18 protein-coding genes and 1 tRNA gene are annotated in these 20,307 nt (G+C 70.6%); 9 read left to right on the top strand and 10 right to left on the bottom strand.

What is annotated here, in order from left to right; translation table 11 throughout:
* Window positions 1–101 precede the first annotated feature (101 nt).
* Entirely contained in the window at window positions 102–986 is an 885-nt protein-coding gene (gene htpX, locus FZ025_RS16505; protein ID WP_104557890.1) for a protease HtpX, read from the bottom strand.
* Between the two features lie 103 nt (window positions 987–1,089).
* Between htpX and gluQRS the strand changes: the two genes are divergently transcribed.
* From gluQRS to phaR, 3 genes are all read left to right on the top strand, one after another.
* On the top strand, window positions 1,090–1,998 hold the full coding sequence (gluQRS, locus tag FZ025_RS16500; RefSeq protein WP_104557888.1) for a tRNA glutamyl-Q(34) synthetase GluQRS: 909 nt from the start codon (window positions 1,090–1,092) through the stop codon (window positions 1,996–1,998).
* Between the two features lie 62 nt (window positions 1,999–2,060).
* Window positions 2,061–2,795, top strand: coding sequence for an acetoacetyl-CoA reductase (gene phbB, locus FZ025_RS16495; RefSeq protein ID WP_104557886.1), 735 nt, complete (start codon window positions 2,061–2,063; stop codon window positions 2,793–2,795).
* Window positions 2,796–3,009: 214 nt separating this feature from the next.
* Window positions 3,010–3,525 carry a polyhydroxyalkanoate synthesis repressor PhaR gene (gene phaR, locus FZ025_RS16490; protein ID WP_104557884.1) on the top strand — a complete coding sequence of 172 codons (516 nt, stop codon included), beginning with the start codon at window positions 3,010–3,012 and terminating at the stop codon, window positions 3,523–3,525.
* Between the two features lie 149 nt (window positions 3,526–3,674).
* Here phaR and FZ025_RS16485 read toward each other — a convergent pair whose 3' ends face one another.
* The 6 genes from FZ025_RS16485 to FZ025_RS16460 form a co-directional block, all read right to left on the bottom strand.
* Complete coding sequence (locus tag FZ025_RS16485) at window positions 3,675–4,640, bottom strand: TraB/GumN family protein (RefSeq protein WP_104558096.1); 966 nt, start codon at window positions 4,638–4,640, stop codon at window positions 3,675–3,677.
* A 16-nt stretch (window positions 4,641–4,656) separates the two neighbouring features.
* Window positions 4,657–5,586, bottom strand: coding sequence for a DUF1684 domain-containing protein (locus tag FZ025_RS16480; protein WP_104557882.1), 930 nt, complete (start codon window positions 5,584–5,586; stop codon window positions 4,657–4,659).
* Complete coding sequence (gene mutL, locus FZ025_RS16475; RefSeq protein ID WP_104558094.1) at window positions 5,586–7,451, bottom strand: DNA mismatch repair endonuclease MutL; 1,866 nt, start codon at window positions 7,449–7,451, stop codon at window positions 5,586–5,588. Before mutL ends, FZ025_RS16480 begins: the two co-directional genes overlap by 1 nt.
* Before the next feature lie 158 nt (window positions 7,452–7,609).
* Window positions 7,610–9,220, bottom strand: coding sequence for an N-acetylmuramoyl-L-alanine amidase (locus tag FZ025_RS16470; RefSeq protein ID WP_104557880.1), 1,611 nt, complete (start codon window positions 9,218–9,220; stop codon window positions 7,610–7,612).
* A gap of 81 nt (window positions 9,221–9,301) precedes the next feature.
* A complete protein-coding gene (gene tsaE / locus FZ025_RS16465) occupies window positions 9,302–9,781 on the bottom strand; it encodes a tRNA (adenosine(37)-N6)-threonylcarbamoyltransferase complex ATPase subunit type 1 TsaE (protein ID WP_046978941.1) in 480 nt (159 codons plus the stop codon).
* Window positions 9,778–11,262: a bifunctional ADP-dependent NAD(P)H-hydrate dehydratase/NAD(P)H-hydrate epimerase gene (locus FZ025_RS16460; protein WP_046978942.1), complete on the bottom strand. Its 1,485-nt coding sequence runs from the start codon at window positions 11,260–11,262 to the stop codon at window positions 9,778–9,780. The genes tsaE and FZ025_RS16460 overlap by 4 nt, the downstream gene beginning before the upstream one ends.
* A 23-nt stretch (window positions 11,263–11,285) precedes the next feature.
* Between FZ025_RS16460 and queG the strand changes: the two genes are divergently transcribed.
* Window positions 11,286–12,413: a tRNA epoxyqueuosine(34) reductase QueG gene (gene queG, locus FZ025_RS16455; protein WP_046978943.1), complete on the top strand. Its 1,128-nt coding sequence runs from the start codon at window positions 11,286–11,288 to the stop codon at window positions 12,411–12,413.
* A 27-nt stretch (window positions 12,414–12,440) separates the two neighbouring features.
* Window positions 12,441–13,772 (top strand): exodeoxyribonuclease VII large subunit, encoded by a 1,332-nt coding sequence (xseA, locus tag FZ025_RS16450; RefSeq protein WP_104557878.1) that lies wholly within the window; start codon window positions 12,441–12,443, stop codon window positions 13,770–13,772.
* A 296-nt stretch (window positions 13,773–14,068) separates the two neighbouring features.
* Here the strand turns inward: xseA and FZ025_RS16445 are convergent, their stop codons facing one another.
* The 3 genes from FZ025_RS16445 to FZ025_RS16435 all read right to left on the bottom strand — a co-directional run bounded on the left by FZ025_RS16445 (window position 14,069) and on the right by FZ025_RS16435 (window position 15,646).
* Window positions 14,069–14,611: a lipocalin family protein gene (locus FZ025_RS16445; RefSeq protein WP_046978945.1), complete on the bottom strand. Its 543-nt coding sequence runs from the start codon at window positions 14,609–14,611 to the stop codon at window positions 14,069–14,071.
* A gap of 317 nt (window positions 14,612–14,928) precedes the next feature.
* Window positions 14,929–15,210: a hypothetical protein gene (locus FZ025_RS16440; protein ID WP_046978946.1), complete on the bottom strand. Its 282-nt coding sequence runs from the start codon at window positions 15,208–15,210 to the stop codon at window positions 14,929–14,931.
* A 360-nt stretch (window positions 15,211–15,570) separates the two neighbouring features.
* Window positions 15,571–15,646: transfer RNA gene (locus FZ025_RS16435), tRNA-Phe, on the bottom strand.
* 862 nt (window positions 15,647–16,508) lie between these two features.
* Between FZ025_RS16435 and FZ025_RS16430 the strand changes: the two genes are divergently transcribed.
* From FZ025_RS16430 to FZ025_RS16415, 4 genes are all read left to right on the top strand, one after another.
* A complete protein-coding gene (locus tag FZ025_RS16430) occupies window positions 16,509–16,985 on the top strand; it encodes an LEA/WHy family protein (protein WP_046978947.1) in 477 nt (158 codons plus the stop codon).
* Between the two features lie 461 nt (window positions 16,986–17,446).
* Complete coding sequence (locus FZ025_RS16425) at window positions 17,447–17,944, top strand: MarR family winged helix-turn-helix transcriptional regulator (RefSeq protein WP_046978949.1); 498 nt, start codon at window positions 17,447–17,449, stop codon at window positions 17,942–17,944.
* On the top strand, window positions 17,941–20,115 hold the full coding sequence (locus tag FZ025_RS16420) for an FUSC family protein (protein ID WP_053057213.1): 2,175 nt from the start codon (window positions 17,941–17,943) through the stop codon (window positions 20,113–20,115). Before FZ025_RS16425 ends, FZ025_RS16420 begins: the two co-directional genes overlap by 4 nt.
* Window positions 20,099–20,305 (top strand): DUF1656 domain-containing protein, encoded by a 207-nt coding sequence (locus FZ025_RS16415; protein ID WP_046978950.1) that lies wholly within the window; start codon window positions 20,099–20,101, stop codon window positions 20,303–20,305. The genes FZ025_RS16420 and FZ025_RS16415 overlap by 17 nt, the downstream gene beginning before the upstream one ends.
* The last annotated feature ends 2 nt before the right edge of the window (window positions 20,306–20,307 follow it).

Genomic DNA, 20,307 nt, shown 5'->3' with positions numbered 1-20,307 from the left:
ATGAACGCCAGGCCGGATGATCCGGCCTGGCGTTTGTTTGATCCGGATCGTTGGTTTGAACCAGCGACGCCAGCGATGGAGCAAGGGCAGCGCGCAGGCCGTCAGCGCACCGTCGCGTTGCTGTGCGCGGCGCGCAGCGTGGCGATGCGCTCGGCCAGCGGCGGGTGGCTCATGAACAGCCTGCGCAGGCCGTGGCCCAGGCCGCCGGCGATGCCGAACGCCTGCACCTGCGCCGGCAGCGTGCTCTGCCCGTGGTTGAGCTCCAGCCGCTGCAGCGCCGCGATCATCTTGGCGCGACCCGCCAGGCTGGCGCCGCCGGCGTCGGCGCGGAACTCGCGGTAGCGCGAGAACCACATCGCGATCATCGTCGCGAACAGGCCGAACACCAGTTCCAGCACCATCACGATCGCGTAGTAGGCCAGGCCGCGGCGGCCATCGCGGTTGCCGGACAGATAACCGTCCACCACCCCGCCGACCACCCGCGCCAGCACGATCACGAAGGTATTCAGCACGCCCTGCAGCAACGCCATGGTCACCATGTCGCCATTGGCGACATGGCTGATCTCGTGAGCGAGCACCGCCTCGGCCTCGTCCTCGGTCATGTGCTGCAGCAGCCCGGTGGACACCGCGACCAGCGCGTTGTTGCGGTTGGCGCCGGTGGCGAAGGCATTGATCTCCGGACCGTCGTAGACCCCGACCTCGGGCATGCCGATGCCGGCGGCCTGCGCCTGCCGCCGCACCGTCTGCAGCAGCCAGCGCTCGGTGTGGTTGCGCGGTTCGGCGATCACCTGCGCGCCGGTGGCGCGCTTGGCCATGAACTTGGACAGCAATAGCGACACCAGCGAGCCGCCGAAACCGAACAGCGCGGCCATCACCAGCAGCCCGCCCATCTGGTTGGGATTGATTCCGAACACGGACATGACAATGCCGGCCAGCACCAGCACCGCCAGATTGGTGATGAGGAACAAGGCGATTCGATTGAACATGGAAGCGTGGACTCCGCACCAGGAAACATGAAGGACTGGCTCGAATCTGCGGCGCGTACAGCTTGAATTCAAGCGCGTACCTGACCGACGATTCAGCCTGCCCATGTCCTCGCCTCCCTACCGCGGCCGTTTCGCGCCCTCGCCCACCGGCCCGCTGCACCTGGGCTCGCTGCTCGCCGCCTTCGGCAGCTGGCTGCTGGCGCGGCATGCCGGCGGCGAGTGGCTGCTGCGCATCGAGGACGTGGACCGGCCGCGCAGCGTGCCCGGCGCGGCCGCGCGCCAGCTGGCCAGCCTGCGCGCCTGCGGCCTGGAAGCGGACGGGCAGGTCCTGCGCCAGAGCGCGCGCGGCGCGGCCTACCAGGCCGCGGCGCAGCGCCTGCTGCAGGCCGGCCAGGCCTTCGCGTGCAGTTGCAGCCGCCGCGAACTGGCCGCGCAAGGCGGCGTGCACCATCGCTGCGTGGCCGTACAGGCGCAGTCACGGCAAGCGCTGCGCTTGCGGGTGGCCGCGGGCAGCGCGGTCGGGTTTCGCGACGGCGTGCGCGGCGACATCGCGCAGGACGTGCATGCCGAGGTCGGCGATTTCGTGCTGCTGCGCGCCGACGGTTGCTGGGCCTACCAGCTGGCGGTGGTGGTCGACGACGCCGCGCAAGGCATCAGCGACGTGGTCCGCGGCGCCGACCTGCTCGATTCCACGCCGCGGCAGATCCTGCTGCAGCGCGCGCTGGGCCTGCCGACGCCCAACTACCTGCACCTGCCGCTGCTGCTCGGCGCCGATGGCCGCAAGCTGTCCAAGTCGCATGCGGCGCTGCCGCTGGACGACGTCGATCCGCTGCCCGCGCTGCGCCTGGCCTGGGCGCTGCTGGGCCAGGCCCCGGCGGCGCTGGCCGGGGCCGGTTCGGTGGCCGCGCTGCTGGCCGCGGCGCGGCGCGCATTCGAGCCGGCGCGGCTGCCGGCGCAGGATCGGACGCTGGCGGACGCAGCCGGTATCCCCAGCGACGCCAAGGCTGACTAGAATCGAGGTTTCGGCCGCAATGCGGCCCTCTCCCTTTCTTCTTCCCTATCCGGAGCGAATCCATGACATCACGCGTTGCGCTGGTCACCGGCGGTACCGGCGGCATCGGCACTGCGATCTGCGAGCGGCTGGCCGCACAAGGCCACCGCGTGGCCAGCAACTACCGCGACGAGGCCAAGGCGCGCGCCTGGCAGCAGCGCATGCGCGAACGCGGCCATGAGATCGCCATCGTCGCCGGCGACGTCGCCTCGCCCGCGCAGGCATTGGTGGAGGAAGTGGAGCGGCAACTCGGCCCGGTCGAGGTGCTGGTCAACAACGCCGGCATCACCCGCGACACCACCTTCCACAAGATGACCGCCGAGCAGTGGCACGAGGTCATCAACACCAATCTCAACTCGGTGTTCAACGTCACCCGCCCGGTGATCGAAGGCATGCGCCGGCAGCGCTGGGGCCGGGTCATCCAGATCAGTTCGATCAACGGCCTCAAGGGCCAGTACGGGCAGGCCAACTACGCCGCGGCCAAGGCCGGCATGCACGGCTTCACCATTTCCCTGGCGCGCGAGAACGCCGGCTACGGCATCACCGTCAACACCGTGTCGCCGGGCTACGTGGCCACCGACATGGTGATGGCGGTGCCGGACGAGGTGCGCGCCAAGATCATCGCCGACATCCCGACCGGGCGCCTGGGCAAGCCGGAAGAGATCGCCTACGCGGTGGCGTTCCTGGTCGCCGAGGAAGCGGCCTGGATCACCGGTTCGAACCTGGACATCAACGGCGGCCACCACATGGGCTGGTAGCGGCAGGCGACTGAACCGCTCAGGTCGGTACGCGGCGCAGCCGAGGTAACGCTACCGAAAATGCTGCAGCTGGCATTGCGCATCCCGCATCCGCCCCGCAGGCATGCTGCGCAGCATTTTTTTGCAGCAAGCCCCCAGTTCAGGGGCTTGCTGCGGTTGCAAGCCCTACTGCGCTGCGCCATGCTGCGCGCTTACCGTCAAGAGCGACCGCTTCATGGCTGAGATCCGCATCATCAAGAAGTACCCCAATCGCCGCCTCTACGACACCGAGATTTCCAGCTACATCACCATCGAAGACGTCCGCCAGCTGATCATCGACGGCGAAGAATTCGAGGTCCGCGACGCCAAGACCGGCGAAGACCTCAGCCGCGCGGTGCTGCTGCAGATCATCGCCGACAAGGAACAGGACGGCGAACCGATGCTGTCCACCCAGTTGCTCAGCCAGATCATCCGCTTCTACGGCGATTCGCTGCAGGGCTTCATGGGCAACTACCTGGAGCGCAGCATGCAGGTGTTCCTGGACCAGCAGCAGCAGTTCCGCCAGCAGATGGGCAACCTGCTCGGACAGACCCCGTGGACCATGATGAACCAGCTGACCGAGCGCAACATGGAGCTGTGGCAGGAGTTCCAGCGCAACCTCGGCGCCGGCTTCGGCCGTCCGGCCGCAGGCGGCACCAAGCCGAGCGAGCCGCCGGCCGCCGGCGCCGCGCCGAAGTCGCGGGCGCGCTGAGGCGCGCTGCAGCGTCCTTCAGCCGCCTGCATCCCTTTGTAGGAGTCAAGTTCAGCCGCGACGGGCTTTACCGGTAGAGTCCTGGTCGCGGCTGAAGCCGCTCCTGCAAATGTCGCCTGCACGACTGGCGCCAACGCGGCGGCGCCGGCTCAGCGCGAACGCGGCGATTGCGATGTGCGGCAGCCGGAACAGATCCGCTCGACCTTGTAGCCGCGCGCGCGCAGCGCCTCGACCACGCCGTCGGGGCCGAGCAGGTGCAAGGCGCCGACCACCACCAGCGTGTCGCCCTGGCCGTCGCGCAGGCGCTGTTCCAGCCGCGGCACCCAGGCCTGATTGCGCTCGACGTTGATGCGCTGGTACAGCCGCGGGTAGTCGCGCTTCATCTCCATGCCCATGTCCTGCCACAGCAGGCGCTCGTCGCCGCGGCGCCAGGCATCGTGCAGGCGCTGGGTCTGCGCCGCGCCCTGCTCGGCATCGTCCAGCGCCTCGATCAGCATCTGCTTCTGCTCGACCGGCTCCATGCCGTCGAGCATCGCGATCTGCGCCTGCGCGGTCTCCAGTCCCTCGGCGGTCTTGCCGGCCTGCACCGCCATGTCCATGAAATGCCGGTCCAGGCCGGCGTCGGCCTGCAGGCCCTGCGCCTTCATTTCGGCGATGCTGATGCTCAGACCGACGAACCACGGCTCGAATCCGCCCATCTGCTCCAGTGGCAGGCCGTGGCCGGTGGCGTAGCGGCGCAGGCGTTGCCAGGTGGCCGCGTCCAGATCGTCCTGCAGGCGCTTGCCGTCCTGGCGCTGCGCCGCCTGCAGCATCTGCGCGCCCAGTTGCGGCGATTCCACATCCTGCGGCGACAGCTCGAACAGCAGCCGCGGCGACGCCGCGTAGGCCGCATCGACCTCATGCGCCAGCGGATAGTCCTCCGGCTTGAGCAGATGGAACGAACCCAGCAGGTACAGCGCGCCGCGCGGCCCGCTGACCTTCCACAGCAGCGGCGTCGGCGGCGCGGGCGTCGCGCTCGGCGTCGCGGTGGGAAGCGGCGCGCGCGCCGGCACCGGCGCGGCGGCGAACAGGGTCAGGCACAACAGCAGGCTGCGCAGCAGGCGCGGGATCGGCATCATCGGGAGTCTCGGTTCAATGTGCGGCGGCGTAGGTCTTCTCGCCGGCCTCCACCGCCAGGTCCAGCCGGTTCTCCGGCGGCGGCAGCGGACAGGTCGCGAACGGGGTGAACGCGCACGGCGGGTTGTAGGCGCGATTGAAATCCAGCACCACGCTGCCGTCGGCGTTCGGCGCCGGCACGTCGAGGAAGCGCCCGGCCGGATAGCTGCCGCGGCCGCTGGTACGGTCGGCGAACACCACGAACAGCGGGCGCCCGGGTTCGCCGATCGCTTCCAGGCGCAAGCGCTTGCCGTCGCGCTCGAACTCCAGCGCGCCGGCATTGGGCGACTCGGTGGTGACGCCGATGATGTCGACGATCGGCAGGGTCTTGCCCGGCGCGTTGGGCACGAAGCGGCCGCGGATGCGCCAGGATTCGGCCGGCGGCCAATAGTGCAGCCCGGCGAAGCCGAGCCGGGTCGGCGCATCGGCGTGCTTGACCCGCAGCGCATGGCGGCCGCCGCGCTCGATCAGGCTCAGCTTGCCCTTGCCGCCGTCGAAGTCGATCACGCTCGGCGTCGCGTCGTGGTCGCTGTACACGCGCATGCGCCGCAGCAGCGGCGTGCCGTGCACGCTCAGCGCCGCGCCGGGCTCCGGGGTCAGGAACACCTGGTCGTCCACCCGCGACACCAGCGCCATCCGCGCCGGCCCGACCGCCAGGCGGATGCCGCTGCCGGGGCCGCTGCCGATGTAGTGCTCCTTCAGTTCCAGCCAGTGCAGGCCGACCAGACTGGTCCAGCCATCGTCGGCCTGCAGCTCCTGCTTGCGCTGCTCGCGCCAGCGCTGTTCATCGGCCAGGAATGCCGTGTCGGCGACCGCCGGCGCGGCCGGTGCCGGTGCCTGCTTGCCGCATGCGCCCAACGCGAGCAGCGCTGCCAGCAGCGCCGCCGCCCTTCCCCGCTTGCCCATCAGCGCCCCCGTAAGAACCAACGATCGATCTCGCCCAGCGTGAAGCGCGCCCAGGTCGGACGCCCGTGATTGCACTGCCCGGAGCGCTCGGTGGCTTCCATGTCGCGCAGCAGCGCGTTCATTTCCGGCACGCTAAGGCGCCGGTTGGCGCGCACCGCGCCGTGGCAGGCCATCGTCGACAGCAGTTCGTCGCGCGCACCGGCGACGCGGCGGCTGTGGCCGTGCTCGCGCAGGTCGGTCAGCACGTCGCGCAGCAAGGCTTCCGGTTCGGCCTGGGCCAGCAGCGCGGGGATGCTGCGCACGTGCAGCGACTGCGGGCCGCTGCGGGTGATCTCGAAGCCGAGCGCGGCCAGCGTGTCCGCCTCGCGCTCGGCGGTGTCGGCGTCGCGCTCGCCCACCGCCAGGGTGATCGGCACCAGCAGCGGCTGCGCATGCAGGCCGATGCCGTCGTGCGCGCTCTTCAGCCGTTCGTAGCCGATGCGCTCGTGCGCGGCGTGCATGTCCACCACGATCAGGCCTTCGGCGTTCTCGGCCAGGATGTAGATGCCGTGCAGCTGCGCGATCGCGTAGCCGAGCGGCGGCACGCCGCTGTCGGCCGCGGTCGGCGGCAGGCCGCCGGCCGCATCCTGGGCCTGCAGCGGCATGTTCGCTGCGGCATCCGCCGCGCCTGCAGGCGCGGCATACAGCGCCGCGTAGGCGGCCGGCGCCTCGTTGACGCGCAGGCCGAGCGGCGACTGCGCCGGGCGCCATTGCGCGCCATAGCCCTGGCCGCCGGAGCCACCGCCGCTCGGGTTGCCGGACATCGGCTGCGCGCCGCCGGCATACGCCAGCGACGCCGCCTGCGCGGCATCGCCCGCGGTCGGCGTGCTGCCGGCGCGGGTCTGCGCCAGCGCGTCCTGCAGCGTGCGGTAGACGAAGTCGTGGATCAGCCGCGCATCGCGGAAGCGCACCTCGTGCTTGGCCGGGTGCACGTTGACGTCGACCCGCGCCGGCTCCAGTTCCAGGAACAGCACATAGGCCGGCTGCCGGCCATGGAACAGCACGTCGCCATAGGCCATCTTCACCGCATGCGCGACGCTGCGGTCGCGCACCGAACGGCCGTTGACGTACAGGTACTGCTGGTCGGCGCTGGCACGCGAATAATGCGGCTGCGCGATCCAGCCGTGCAAGCGCAGCCCGGCGCCGCTGTGGTCCACGCGCAGCGCCTGGCGCGCGAAGTCCTCGCCCAGGGTTTCGCCCAGCCGCGCGTCCGAATACAGATCGCCCGGCTTGTAGCGCCGCGACGGCTTGCCGTTGTGCGACACGCGCAGCTCCACGTCCGGGCGCGCCAGCGCCAGCGAGCGCAGCCATTCCTCGATGTGGCCGAGCTCGGTGCGTTCGGCGCGCAGGAACTTGCGCCGCGCCGGCACGTTGTAGAACAGCTCGCGCACCTCGACCGTGGTGCCCGGCGCCTGCGCGCGCGGCTGCACCTGCCCGACCTTGCCGCCATCGACCTGCAGCGCAGCGCCGTGCTCGTCGCCGGGGCGGCGCGAGGCCAGGGTGAAGCGGCTGACCGAGGCGATCGACGGCAGCGCTTCGCCGCGGAAACCGAGCGTGCCGACCGATTCCAGGTCGTCGAGCGAGGCGATCTTGCTGGTCGCGTGCCGCGACACCGCCAGCGGCAGTTCCTCGGGCGGGATGCCGCCGCCATCGTCGCGGATCCGGATCAGGCGCACGCCGCCTTCTTCCAGGTCGATGTCCACGCGGCGCGCGCCGGCATCCAGCGCGTTCTCGACCAGTTCCTTGACCACCGAGGCCGGGCGCTCGACCACTTCGCCGGCGGCGATCTGGTTGATCAGGATATCGGGCAACTGGCGGATGCTCATGCCGGCTCCCGCCTGCGCTGCGGCGCGCACGCGCAACGCGGACGCCGCGCGATCGCGCCGGATTCGGAAAGCGGAGCACAGCAACGGTGACGGGACATCGGCACGGCCACGGCGCGGACGCCGTCATGAGGATCAGCCAACGATGATAGCCGAGCGCCTCAGCGGCTGCCGCCGGCCACGGTGCTGGCCGCTTCCGCCTCGGCCTGCGCGCGCGCGGCGAACAGCGTGCCCGGCGGCGGCTGGCGGGTGAAGAAGGTATTGACCCCGTCCAGCACCGCGCCGGCCAGGCGCCGCTGGTAGCCCGGATCGGTCAGCCGGCGCTCTTCGTCCGGATTGGAGATGAAGGCGGTCTCGACCAGCATCGCCGGCATGTCCGAGGTGCGCAGCACCGCGAAGTTGGCCCGCTCCAGTTCCGGCTTGTGGTTGTTGCCGATCCGCTTGAGCCCGCCCAGCACGTGCCCGGCCGCGTCTTCGGAGGCCTTCATGTGGCCGCTCTGGGCCAGGTCCAGCAACACGCTGGCCAGGGTGCTGTCGGTCTTCTGCAGGCGCACGCCGCCGACCAGGTCGGCCGCGTTTTCCTTGTCCGCCAGCCAGCGTGCGCGCTGCGAGGAGGCGCCCTTGGTCGACAGCACGTAGACCGAGGAACCGGTCGCGCTGCGGTTCTCGGCGGCATCGGCGTGGATCGAGATGAAGATGTCGGCCTTGGCCGCGCGCGCCTTCTGCGCGCGCATCGGCAGCGGGATGAACACGTCGCTGTCGCGGGTCATGTAGGCCTTCATGCCCGGCGTGGCGTTGATCTGCCGCGCCAGTTCGCGGCCGATCGCCAGGGTCACGTCCTTCTCGCGCTTGCCGGTCGGGCCCATCGCGCCGGGATCCTGGCCGCCATGGCCGGGATCGATGGCCACGATCAGCGGCCGCATGCCCGGCTTCATCGCCACCCGCGACGGCGCGCTCGGCATCACCGGACGCACCTCGGCAGCCGCGGCGACCGCCGCGTCGTCGCTGCTGGCCGCCTCGGGCCGGTCGGGCATCGGCGATGGCGCGATGGCGCCTTGCTGCGCCGGCACAGCGGCGCCGACCGCAGCGGATGCGGATGCTGTGGTCGGCGCCATCGAAATGACGGAGCTGCCCGGCGCAGCAGCCGGCGTCCCCGCGGCGGTCGGACGCGGTGCCACGGTCGTCATCGGCGGCGGCACCGGTGCTGCGCGTTGCAGCACCGACGAGGTCAGGGCCGCAGTCGCGCGCGCCGCTTCCAGGCGCGGATCGGGCGCCGGCTTGGCCTCAACCGCTGCCGCGGTTGGCATCGTGGATGCCGTCGGCGCGGGCGTCGCCGCGCCATTGCCGGCACTGGCCACCGGCCTGGCCGACGACGCATCGCCCGGCCATTCGATCACCAGCACCGAACTGCCGGCCACCGTCTGCATCTGCGGCTTGAACGCCACCACCGGGCTGCTCAGGTCGAACACGATGCGCAAGGTGCCGGGGACCGGATGGCCGGTGCGCACGGCGGTGACCACGCCGTTGCCCGCAGGCAGCTTCAGGCCCTGCACGGCGGAGGATTCGGGCAGATCGACGACCAGCCGGTTGGGGTTGGCCAGGGTCAGCGTGCTGAAACCGCCGCTGCCCTGCAATCGGATCTCGGCACGGGTGCCGGTGGCGCCGTTGCCAAGCGAAACCGCCTGCACCTGGCTCGCAAACGCCGATTGCGCCGCTAGGCACCAGCCTGCGGCGATGACGGAACAGGCGAAAAAACGGATCCCCAGGCGCATGGGGGCGATTCAAGCATCGCCACGCTATAAACGCAAGCAGTTTTCCCTTAATAATCCATAACCTGCCTGCACTTTCTAGTGTCAACCTGCAGAAAGACCCCGCAAGTCCTGCCGTTCGGCCGCCCGCGCCAGCCAGGCCGCGCCCGCCGCGGTGCCGGCCTGCAATTGCACTTCGCGTCCCGCGCCGTGCAGCGCCAGTGCCACGATGAGGTCGGCCGGCGGCAGCAGATCGCCGCCGCGCTCCGGCCATTCCACCAGCCACAGGGTCACCGACGCCTCGTCCAGCCCGAGGAAATCCAGTTCGCCGGCGGCGCCGATGCGGTACAGGTCCAGGTGCCAGGCTTCGCCGTCGGCCAGCGGATAGCGCTCGACCAGGGTGTAGGTCGGGCTGCGGATCGCGCCCTGCACGCCCAGCGCGCGCAGCAGCGCCCGCGCCAGGGTCGACTTGCCTGCGCCGAGATCGCCGCGCAGATGCACCATCGCCTGCGCCGGGCGCGTGGCGGCCAGGACCTGGCCGAGGCGCTCGGTGGCGTCGCTGTCTTGCAAATAGAGCCGCATCATCGGCTCGCTTCCGGATTGGCCAGGTGGCGCAGCGCCGGCAGCAGATCGGAGGGCAGCAGGCCGCGCTGGCCGGCGGCGGCGGCTCGATCGCCGGCGGCCGCATGCAGTAGCGCACCGACGCTGGCCGCCTCGAAGGCGGCCAGGCCTTGCGCGCGCAGCGCCGCGATCACCCCGGTCAGCAGATCGCCCATGCCGCCGACTGCCATGCCCGGATTGCCGGCGGCGATGACGCGCGGGACCTGCCCCGGCGCGGCGACGATGCTGCCGGCGCCCTTCAGTACGACCACCGCCTGGTAGCGCTCGGCCAGCGCCGCGGCGGCGGCGAAGCGGTCGCGCTGCACCTCGGCGGTAGCGATGCCGAGCAGCCGCCCGGCCTCGCCCGGATGCGGGGTCAGCACCGCGTCCGGCAACGCACGCGGCGCCTGCGCCAGCAGGTTCAACGCATCGGCGTCGATCACCAACGGCAATTCGGCCGCCAGCACCAGCCGCCACAGGCCCTGTGCCCATTCGTCCTGGCCCAGCCCGGGACCGAGCGCGACGACGCTGGCCTTGCGCAGCAGCGGCGCCAATGCAGCGCCGTCTTCGAGCGCATGCGCCATCGCCTCCGGACAACGCGCCAGCAGCGGCGCGACATGCACGCCGCGCGTGGCCACGCTGACCAGGCCGGCGCCGCTGCGCAACGCCGCTTCGGCCGTGAGCATGACCGCGCCACCGCTGCCGAGGTTGCCGCCGATGCACAGCACATGCCCGGAATCGCCCTTGTGGCTGTCGCGCCGGCGCGGCGCCAGGCGCGTGGCCAGCACCGCGCTGGTCCAGGCCTGCGCCTGCGCCGCGCAGCCGTCGAACGCGGCGGCCGGCACCTCCAGCGTCGCCAGCGCGGTGGCGCCGACCTGGTTCAGCGCCGCCCCGGTCTGCAACCCGGCATGGGCGACGATGAACTGCACGGTCAGCGTCGCCGGCAATACCGCACCGGGCACGCTGCCGTGCTCGGCATCCACGCCGCTGGGCACGTCCAGCGCCAGCACCGGCGCGCCGAGCCCGGCGAGCGCGCCGAGCAGCGCGGCCAGTTCGGCGTCGGGCGCGCGGTTGAGGCCGATGCCGAGCAGCGCATCGACGACCACGTCGGCCTGTTCCAGCGCCGCATCGAACACCTCGATGTGGCCGCCGACGCCGATGTAATCGGTGCAGGCGCGCTGCGCCAAGGCCGACTGCGGGCCGCGCCCGGGCAACTGCAGCACGCGCACGCAGCGTCCGGCGCAATGCGCCAGCCGCGCCAGCACATAGCCGTCGCCGCCGTTGTTGCCGGTACCGCAGGCCACCAGGATGCGCTGCGCCTGCGGCCAATGCTGCAGCAGCGTCTGCCAGGCGGCCTGGCCGGCACGCTGCATCAGCGTGTAGCCGTCGCCGCCGAGCAAGGCCGTGGCCTGCGCATCGATGCGCCGTGCGGCGGCGGTGGCGTAGAGATCGATCGAGTCGGACATGCGCGAGATTCTATACTTGCGCCATGTCCAGCAGCGCCGCCCCCATCGATCCCCATGCCGCCGCCGCGCGCATCCGCGCGCTGGCGCGCGAGTTCGGCTTCCAGCGCTGCGGCATCGCCGGGATCGAGCTGCAACAGGACGAAGCGCATCTGCGCGACTGGCTGGCGCAAGGCCTGTACGGCACGATGCAATGGATGGCGCAGCATGGCGACAAACGCGCGCGCCCGGCCGAGCTGATTCCGGGCACGCTGCGGGTGATCTCGGTCGGCCTGGACTACGGACGCAACGACGACGATTCGGCCTGGGACACGCTACGCGACGGCGAGTGCGCCTACGTCGCCCGCTACGCGCTGGGCCGCGACTACCACAAGCTGATGCGCAACCGCCTGCAGAAGCTGGCCGAACGCATCCAGGGCGAGATCGGCCGCTTCGGCCATCGCGTGTTCGTCGACTCGGCGCCGGTACTGGAACGCGCGCTGGCGCGCGATGCCGGGCTGGGCTGGATCGGCAAGCACACCTGCCTGATCGACCGCAACGGTGGCTCCTGGTTCTTCCTCGGCGAAATCTACGTCGACCTGCCGCTGCCGATCGATCCGCCGGCCAGCGCGCACTGCGGCACCTGCACGCGCTGCATCGACGTGTGCCCCACGCAAGCGATCATCGCGCCGTACCGGCTGGACGCGCGCCGCTGCATCGCCTATCTGACCATCGAGCACGACGGCGCGATTCCCGAGGAACTGCGCCCGGCGATCGGCAACCGCATCTTCGGCTGCGACGACTGCCAGCTGGTCTGCCCATGGAACAAGTTCGCCAAGCGCAGCGACGAACCCGATTTCCGCGCGCGCAACGATCTCGACCGGGCCACGCTGGCGCAGCTGTTCGCCTGGGACGAGGACGAGTTCCTGCGCCGCACCGAAGGCAGCGCGATCCGCCGCAGCGGCCACGAGCGCTGGCTGCGCAACCTGGCGGTGGCGCTGGGCAATGCGCCGAGCACGCCGCAGGTGCTGGCCGCGCTCGGCACGCGTGCGCAGCACGCCTCGCCACTGGTGCGCGAACACGTGCAGTGGGCATTGGCGCGGCATGCGCAGCAGGCACGAGTGGGCGACGTCGCAGCGCCGCAACCGTCCGCTCACAACGACGTGCGAGGATAGGCGCCCACACGCCCACGCAGCGCCCGCATGCCCGATCGCGACGACCAGATCCTCAGCCCCAGCCAGCTCAACACGCTGGCGCGCGACCTGCTGGAAAGCGCGTTCCCGCTGGCCTGGGTGGAAGGCGAGTTGGGCAACGTCACCCGGCCCTCGTCCGGGCATCTGTACTTCACCTTGAAGGACGCGCGGGCACAGGTGCGCTGCGCGATGTTCAAACCGAAGAGCCAGTGGCTGAAGTTCGTCCCGCGCGAAGGCTTGCGCGTGCTCGCGCGCGGCCGGCTGACCCTGTACGAGGCGCGCGGCGACTACCAACTGGTGCTGGATCACCTGGAGGAAGCCGGCGAAGGCGCGTTGCGCCGCGCGTTCGAGGAACTCAAGGCCAGGCTCGCCGCCGAGGGTCTGTTCGCCAGCGAGCGCAAGCGTGCACTGCCCGCCTTCGTGCGCCGCCTGGCGGTGATCACCTCGCCCAGCGGCGCGGCGGTGCGCGACGTGCTGAGCGTGCTCGGCCGGCGCCTGCCGCTGCTGCAGGTGGACATTCTGCCGAGCCTGGTGCAAGGCGACAGCGCCGCCGCGCAACTCACCTCGCTACTGCAGCGCGCCGATGCCAGCGGCCGCTACGACGCGATCCTGCTGACCCGCGGCGGCGGCTCGCTGGAAGACCTGTGGGCATTCAACGACGAACGCCTGGCGCGGGCGATCGCCGCCTCAGCCACGCCGGTGGTATCGGCGGTCGGCCACGAGACGGACGTGACCCTGGCCGACTTCGCCGCCGATCTGCGCGCGCCGACGCCGTCGGTCGCCGCGGAACTGCTGGCCCCCGACCAGCGCGACCTCGCCGCACGCCTGCGCGGCCAGCACGCGCGGCTGCTGCAGTGGCAACAGCACCGCCTGCGCCAGGCGATGCAGCATGCCGACCGCGCCTTGCTGCGGCTGCAGGCGCAGAGCCCGCAGGCGCAACTGCAATTGCTGCGGCGCCGCCACCAGGATGCCGCGCGCCGCTTGCTGGCGTTGTGGCGGCAGCAGCACGAACGCCGCGGCGCGCGCCTGCGCCATGCGGCCGCGGTGCTGCGCGCAGCGCAGCCGCAGCGGCGCCTGGCCGCGCTGCGCGAGCGCCTGCTCGCGCTCGGCAGGCGCCCGCAGGCGGCGATGGCGCGGCAGCTGCAGGCCGACACGCAGCGCCTGCGTGCGCTGGCCCGCGCGCTGGAAACGGTCAGCCCGCTGGCCACGGTGACGCGCGGCTACGCGATCCTGACCCGGGTCGACGACGGCACCCTGGTGCGCTCGACCGCGCAGGTCGCGCCCGGCGACCGCCTGCGCGCGCGGCTTGCCGACGGCGAGGTGACGCTGCGTACAGAATGAATGCGCTACCCCTGCACACCGCTACGCCCGCCCGCCTCCAACGAACAAGGTATCAAGGCGATGCTGCAGGGCATGCGCCGCGCCGAGCGCAACAAGGCCGGCCAAGCTGCGGCGGCGACCACGCTGCGCTGGCGCAGCGGCGCAACGGCAGCCATGCACAACTGGACAGCCAAACCCCACGGCGACTGCTGCAGGACGGCGCCAGCGCGCGACGGCGCGACGCGGCCCGCGCGTGCTTCGCCGGCTGGCGGCGATGTGCCAAGCGCGTTTGCCTGCGGACCTGCGAGACCGACCGTTCAGTCCAGCGGCGCGACGACCAGCAACGGATCCAGGTCGTAGCCCATCGCCAGCGCCTTGGCCTTGATCTGTTCGAACAGCGCACGCGGCATCCGCGGCGAACGCGACAGCACCCACAGGTACTTGCGCTCCGGTTCGCCGATCAGCCCCCACTGGTAATCCGGATCCAGCGCGATCACCCAGTAATCGGCCCAGACCAGCGGCACCCAGGCCAGCCAATCCGGCGCGAAACGCACCTGCAGGCGCCCGGGATGACCCGCCACCCGTCGCGCCACGCCCTCGGCGGAAAGCAGATCGCCCTTGCCGGTGCGGCAGGCGTTGCGCACCCCGACCAGCCCGTCGTCGCGCAGTACATAGGCGGCGGTGATGTCGGCGACGCATTTCTTCTGGAACGACACCGGCAGGTGCGCGATTTCGTGCCACTGCCCGGCGTAGCGGCCGAGATCGAACTCGGCGACCGAGCTCACCGGCTGCGCGGCCAGCGCCGGCAGCGCCAGGCACAGCAGGCATGCCAGCAGCATCGCGATCGATGAATGACGCATGCGCGCAATCCAGCAAAAGAAGACCAGCCTTATGCAGGAGCCAGGGAACGATGTAAAGCGCCACCGTCACGGATGCATGCGACGAACCGCCATCTCGGCCGCATGGCCTGTCGCCGCTACGCCGGAACCAGCGGTCTGCCCGCAGCGGCACGGCCGGCGCTACGGACCCGGCCCTGGCGATTGCGCGATCCGGGCGCTGGCTCCAAGCCTGGCCCCCACTGCGGCTCGCCGACAGTTGCAGACGCGGCAGGCGCCGCACGCGGCGGCGGCAGTTGCATAGGAGTGATGATGCCGCCGGAGCGGATCTGCGCTGCGTGCTAGTGCGTCAGATCGGCCACGGCAAGGTCCAGACCATAAGTGCTGCTGCATTCCACCGGCTCGCGCAGGATGACCTGCTCGCTCACACCGTCGCGCTGCTCCAAGTACACATTGACCATCATGCACTCCGAGCCGACCTGCTCGATGTACGGCGCGCCCCAATTGGTACCGCCACGGTAGCTGTCCGCATCTGGCTTGCTCGCCGTCGAAGCGGCACTGGCGCCGCCTGCGGCCGCCAGTGCCGCAGCGCATATGCATAGACGCAACACGTCCCTGTTCATTGGCACCCCCGATTGATCGTGTCCCTATGATTACGACAGCAAGGACGCTTGGCTGAGCGGCATATCACGTAAAACTCGGCGAGCCAAGCACTTGTCTACGAACGTAAACGCAGCCCGGCCGCACATGATGAAACGCGTATTTGGACCGCCGCCCAGTTCACCGAGGATCGCGGAGCCAAGCCGGCCATCATGCGCAAGTCGGCACGCAATGTCGCACTCGCAGCGGCCATTGCTGCGACCTGCCCGCGCCCCAGGCAAACGTGGCCGCCAATGCCCGGGCGCTTACGCTGCAGCGCGGCGACGCCGGCCTGCAGGTATGGCGCAAAAAAAGGCCTGCATTTCTGCAAGCCTTTCATGGAATGGTGGCCGAGGACGGAATCGAACCGCCGACACGGGGATTTTCAATCCCCTGCTCTACCAACTGAGCTACTCGGCCACTGCGCAACGCGGCAGGACCGGTGCGGGGACGCGCAGCATAGCGATGCGCTCGGGATTGGGCAAGTGCGGCATTGCGGAATTTCCCTACCAGGCGGCACGGTCCACCGACTACGCCGGACTCCGCCGCCGCGCATGCTGATGGCGTCCTCGGCGCCTGGCCCATGCACGGGCACGGACGCCGCTGGCGATGCTCATGGGCCAGGCGGCCGAGGACACCGCGACACCGCGACACCGCCAGGCCATCGTATTGGCCATTGGGCCGATGGCGCTGCCGGCAGCGGCGCCCGGTCCGGCTGGCCAGCCGGCGCACCGCGCGGCAACGCGTCCTGCGAGCGCCGCCGTCCGGAGAGCCGCGGGCGCGCCGCCGACCTGCGGCAAGGTGGATCGGCGCGAACACCCTGCTGTGGTTGTGCCGGAGCGACGAAGTCCCGCAGCGCGGTGGAACACCGGAGCGGCGACGGGACGACGGCTACGAGACGGCGCGGCCTGGCTGGAAGCGTGCGACCGAGGCATGGACGGCAGCGGGGAGCACGCCTGCGACTTGGCGCCAGGGCGTGTCACCGATTCCCGAGTAGGCCGCGTTGGATCTGGCAGGCCGTCAGCCGCTGCTGCGTGGCGCAGCGCCTGACGGGCGGTCAGATCACGCCGCGCGGCGCCGGCTGGCGGCCTGACAGACCCAACCCGCAGGCCGCTGTTGCGCATGCATGCTTCCGTGTCAGCGCGCGGGGTCAGCGCGCGGGCGTGGACACGCGCGCAGGAGTGGCGCGCAGCTACTCGGGGATGGGTGACACGCCTGGCCACGCTGGGTACGGAGGCGCCGTAGTATTCTTGGCCGTTCCTCATGTCTCTGGAATCCGGTCATGCGTCAGCGGCTTCGCCTCGGCTTGCTCGTGTTGTGCACTGCGCTGCTGGCCGCCTGCGGCGATGGCATGGTGCGCCGCGTGTCCGACCCCGCGGCCAGCCTGCAGCAGCTCACCGTCAACATGGACGGCAGTTGGAAGCTGGACTTGCGCCTGCAGAACTACAGCAGCATCCCGATGCGCTACGACAGCGTGCGCCTGGACCTGGGCGTGGGCGGCGAAGCCGCCGGGACCCTGCAGCTCGCGCCAGGGATCTCGATCGGACCGGAAACGGCGGATGTGGTCGGCGTCGCGCTGCGCCCGAGTTCGGCCGCCCGCATCGCCGTTGCCGATGCGCTGGCCGGCCGCCGCAGCCTCGACTACACGCTCAAGGGCAGCATCGACGCCACGCCGGAAGAGAAGCAGCAGCGCAACTTCGAGATCGACACGCACAACATGCTGACGCCCGCGCCTGGGCTGGACGGCGTCCTGCGCTAAGGCGTGTCATCGATTTCCGGGTAGGCCGCGTTGGGTCTGTCAGGTCGCCAGCCAGCGCTGCGTGGCGCAGCGCCTGACGGGCGGTCAGGTCACGCCGCGCGGTGCCGGCTGGCGGCCTGACAGGCCCACCCCGCAGGGCTGCGATCTGCTTGGGGATGGATGACACGCCCTAGCCGGCCTCCACCGCGCCGGCGCGGCTCTCCGAACGCACCGACTGATCCGCGCATGACCTCGGGCCGAACCGCCGAGCCCGTCGACCGCCTCATCGCAGATTGCAGCCGCCGCCTCGGTGGGCCGCTCGCCGTACCGGTCCGCAGCAGGCGCCTGGCATCGATGAAAGCGTCGTTCGCGCCCAATCCCAATACCGCCAGCGCGCTGTGTGCGTGCGCGTTCAGCCAATGTTAATGAAAAATTAATACATAAATGTAATATATTTATATGTATAAAAAGGCCACTCAGCCATGAGCCGCTTCGCTGCCACCGAGCAGCACCTGGAGGTCATCGGCCGCAAGCATCCGGGCTTCCCCCGCGACTCGGCCACGGTCGTGCGCCTGATCAAGTTGCTGCACAAGCTGATCCTGGAACACGGCAACGACCTGCTGCGGGTCCATGGCCTGAACTACTCCGAGTACAACGTGCTGATGATGATCGACGCCAGCCCCGACGCAACCTTGAATCCCTCGCAGCTGAGCGACGCGGCCAGCGAGAAATCGGCCAACATCACCCGCCTGACCAGCCACCTGGTCGACAAGGGCCTGATCCAGCGCACTCCCAGCACCGAGGACCGGCGCATGCTGCTGCTGCGCCTGACCGCCGAAGGCAAGCGCCTGATCGAGGCGTTCATCCCCGACGTGTTCGCACAGCTCGGCGGCTACACGCAACACCTGGAGCGCGCCGAACTGGCGCAGTTGGAAGCGCTGCTGAAGAAATTGCTGCGCAGCGTGGAGGACAGCGCGTGAGTCCCAACGACACCGATGCCGGCGCCGGCGCACCCGCGGCCACGCCGCCGCGCCTGCGCGCGCTACTGGCCGACGCGCTGCGCGGCGAAGGCGAAGCCTGGCTGTTCGTGCTGCGCACGCTGCTGTCGATCTACATCGCCGGCTGGATCGCGCTGCGCCTGGATCTGTCCTCGCCGATGACCGCGATGATCACCGTGGTGGTAGTCATGCACCGGCAGACCGGCATGGTATTCGCGAAGGGCTTCTATCGCGTGCTGGGCACGCTGATCGGCAGCGTCGCCTCGCTGACGATGGTCGCCTTGTTCCCGCAGGAGCCGGTGCTGTTCGTGCTGGCGCTGGCGATCTGGATCGGCCTGTGCACCGGCGGCGCGCTGTTGTACCGCAACTTCAAGGCCTATGCCTTCGTGCTGTCCGGCTATACCGTTGCGCTGATTGCGCTGCCGGCGGTGGACCAACCGCAGAACGTGTTCACGCTGGTCATGGCGCGCATGACCGAGGTGCTGCTGGGACTGCTGGTCACCGGCGTGATCAGCGACGTGGTGTTTCCCAGCCGCCTGCGCCAGACCCTGCGCGACACCGTGCGCAGCACCTACGACGGGTTCCTCGATTTCGTCCGCGACGCCGCCGGCGGCCAGTTGCCGCGCGCCGCGCTGGAACAGGCGCACCTGCGCTTCGTCCGCGATGCGGTGAACATCGAGGACCTGCGCAGCTCGGTGGTGTTCGAAGACCCGGAGGCGCGCGTGCGCAGCGGCCGCCTGCGCCTGCTCAACCAGCGCTTCATGGCGGTATCCACCAGTTTCCAGTCGCTGCACCACTACATCAACCGCTTGCTGCGCCAGGCCGAGAGCGATGTCGCCGACGCGCTGATCGGCCTGTCCCGGCCGCTGCAAGCCGCGCTGAGCGAGCGCGGCGGCCGCGAACGTACCGCCGAAATCGCGCGCAGGCTGGCCGCATGCCGCGACGCGCTGGCGCCGCGCGCGGCAGCCGCACGCGAGGCGCTGCCCAGCGCGCGCCATGAGGGCTTCGACACCGGCGTCTCGCTGCTGCGGCGCTTCTTCGGCGAGCTGCACGATTATGCCGCCACCGAGGCCGCGCTGGTCGCGGTGCAGCAGTGGCGCACGCCGCACGCCGAAGGCGACACCGCGGTGTTCGTGCGCGGCAACGACTATGCGACGGCCGCGCTGACCGCGTTGCGCAGCGCACTGCTGACGGCAGCGATGTGCTGGCTGTGGATCCATGCCGGCTGGATCAGCGGCGCCAACGCGGTGTTCCAGGCGGTGGCGCTGAGCGCAATCGTGTCGTCCAGCGCCAATGCGCCCACGCTCGCGCACTCGCTGTTCAAGGGCTTCGTGTTCGGCGCTGTGCTGGGGACCGTCTGCCAGCTGCTGGTGTTGCCGCAGATGGACGGCTATGGCCTGTTCGTCGCCGGCACCGCGCCGTTCCTGCTGCTGACCCTGTATCTGGCCTCGAAACCGGCCTTGTTCGGCTTCGCCACCGGCGCCAATCTCGCCTTCATCTCGATCCTCGCGGTCCAGCCCACGCCGAGCTTCGACGCCGTCACCACCTTCAACAGCGTGGTGCCGCTGCTGCTCGGCACGCTGGCGGTGAGCATGGCGTTCGTGTTCGTGCCGCCGGTGATCGGCACGCGCTGGCATCGCCGGCGCCTGCTGGAACAGCTGCGGCGGCAGACTACGCTGGCCGCGCAGGCGCCGCTGCCCGGCCTGCAGCTGCGCCTGGAAAGCGTCAACCGCGACCTGTTCCAGCAGATCGTCGCACACACGCCGCCGGACAGCGCTGAGCTGCGCGAACTGCTCGGCTGGGCGCGCTCGGTACACGAGATCGCGCGTACCTTGATCGAGCTGCGCGGCGACGCCGCCGAAGGCGACCTGCCGGCGCAGCTGGCGGCCGCGGTCGATGCCGCGCTGCAGGCGCTGGCCGCGCTATACCTGGCGCCCTCGCCCGACCGGCACCACCTGGCCCTGCAGCGCATCGACGCGGCGCTGGCGGCGAGCCGCCTTGATGGCGGCGTACCGCTGCGCTGGAAGCCCGTCCGCGAGCACTTGCAGCTGCTGCGCGGCGCGCTGCTCGACCCCGATTCCGTACTCGCCGCGCTGACCGAAGACGCGCTCGCCCCGACCTCGCCAGGAGCCGCCGATGCTGCTTCCCGCTGAAATCTCGATCGCCGGCGTGTACGTGCCCGGCCTGCTGGCGCTGGCCGCCGTGCTGCTGCTGATCGCGTGGGCGCTCGACGCGCTCGCCGGTCGCACGGGGCTGTACCGCTATGCCTGGCACCCACCCCTGCTCCGTCTGGCCATCTACGTCGGCGCCTTCGCCACGCTAGGCCTGCTCCTTCTGCCGTGAGT

This window comes from Xanthomonas hyacinthi (assembly GCF_009769165.1).
Lineage (GTDB): Bacteria > Pseudomonadota > Gammaproteobacteria > Xanthomonadales > Xanthomonadaceae > Xanthomonas_A > Xanthomonas_A hyacinthi.
The sequence above is the reverse complement of the archived record's forward strand: the minus strand, read 5'-3'. Positions and strand labels throughout refer to the sequence as shown.

Excerpts from the sequence above, each read along its gene's own strand:
- htpX (WP_104557890.1), bottom strand. The coding sequence starts at position 986 with ATGTTCAATCGAATCGCCTTGTTCCTCATCACCAATCTGGCGGTGCTG.
- gluQRS (WP_104557888.1), top strand. The coding sequence starts at position 1,090 with ATGTCCTCGCCTCCCTACCGCGGCCGTTTCGCGCCCTCGCCCACCGGC.
- phbB (WP_104557886.1), top strand. The coding sequence starts at position 2,061 with ATGACATCACGCGTTGCGCTGGTCACCGGCGGTACCGGCGGCATCGGC.
- phaR (WP_104557884.1), top strand. The coding sequence starts at position 3,010 with ATGGCTGAGATCCGCATCATCAAGAAGTACCCCAATCGCCGCCTCTAC.
- FZ025_RS16485 (WP_104558096.1), bottom strand. The coding sequence starts at position 4,640 with ATGCCGATCCCGCGCCTGCTGCGCAGCCTGCTGTTGTGCCTGACCCTG.
- FZ025_RS16480 (WP_104557882.1), bottom strand. The coding sequence starts at position 5,586 with ATGGGCAAGCGGGGAAGGGCGGCGGCGCTGCTGGCAGCGCTGCTCGCG.
- mutL (WP_104558094.1), bottom strand. The coding sequence starts at position 7,451 with ATGAGCATCCGCCAGTTGCCCGATATCCTGATCAACCAGATCGCCGCC.
- FZ025_RS16470 (WP_104557880.1), bottom strand. The coding sequence starts at position 9,220 with ATGCGCCTGGGGATCCGTTTTTTCGCCTGTTCCGTCATCGCCGCAGGC.
- tsaE (WP_046978941.1), bottom strand. The coding sequence starts at position 9,781 with ATGATGCGGCTCTATTTGCAAGACAGCGACGCCACCGAGCGCCTCGGC.
- FZ025_RS16460 (WP_046978942.1), bottom strand. The coding sequence starts at position 11,262 with ATGTCCGACTCGATCGATCTCTACGCCACCGCCGCCGCACGGCGCATC.
- queG (WP_046978943.1), top strand. The coding sequence starts at position 11,286 with ATGTCCAGCAGCGCCGCCCCCATCGATCCCCATGCCGCCGCCGCGCGC.
- xseA (WP_104557878.1), top strand. The coding sequence starts at position 12,441 with ATGCCCGATCGCGACGACCAGATCCTCAGCCCCAGCCAGCTCAACACG.
- FZ025_RS16445 (WP_046978945.1), bottom strand. The coding sequence starts at position 14,611 with ATGCGTCATTCATCGATCGCGATGCTGCTGGCATGCCTGCTGTGCCTG.
- FZ025_RS16440 (WP_046978946.1), bottom strand. The coding sequence starts at position 15,210 with ATGAACAGGGACGTGTTGCGTCTATGCATATGCGCTGCGGCACTGGCG.
- FZ025_RS16430 (WP_046978947.1), top strand. The coding sequence starts at position 16,509 with ATGCGTCAGCGGCTTCGCCTCGGCTTGCTCGTGTTGTGCACTGCGCTG.
- FZ025_RS16425 (WP_046978949.1), top strand. The coding sequence starts at position 17,447 with ATGAGCCGCTTCGCTGCCACCGAGCAGCACCTGGAGGTCATCGGCCGC.
- FZ025_RS16415 (WP_046978950.1), top strand. The coding sequence starts at position 20,099 with ATGCTGCTTCCCGCTGAAATCTCGATCGCCGGCGTGTACGTGCCCGGC.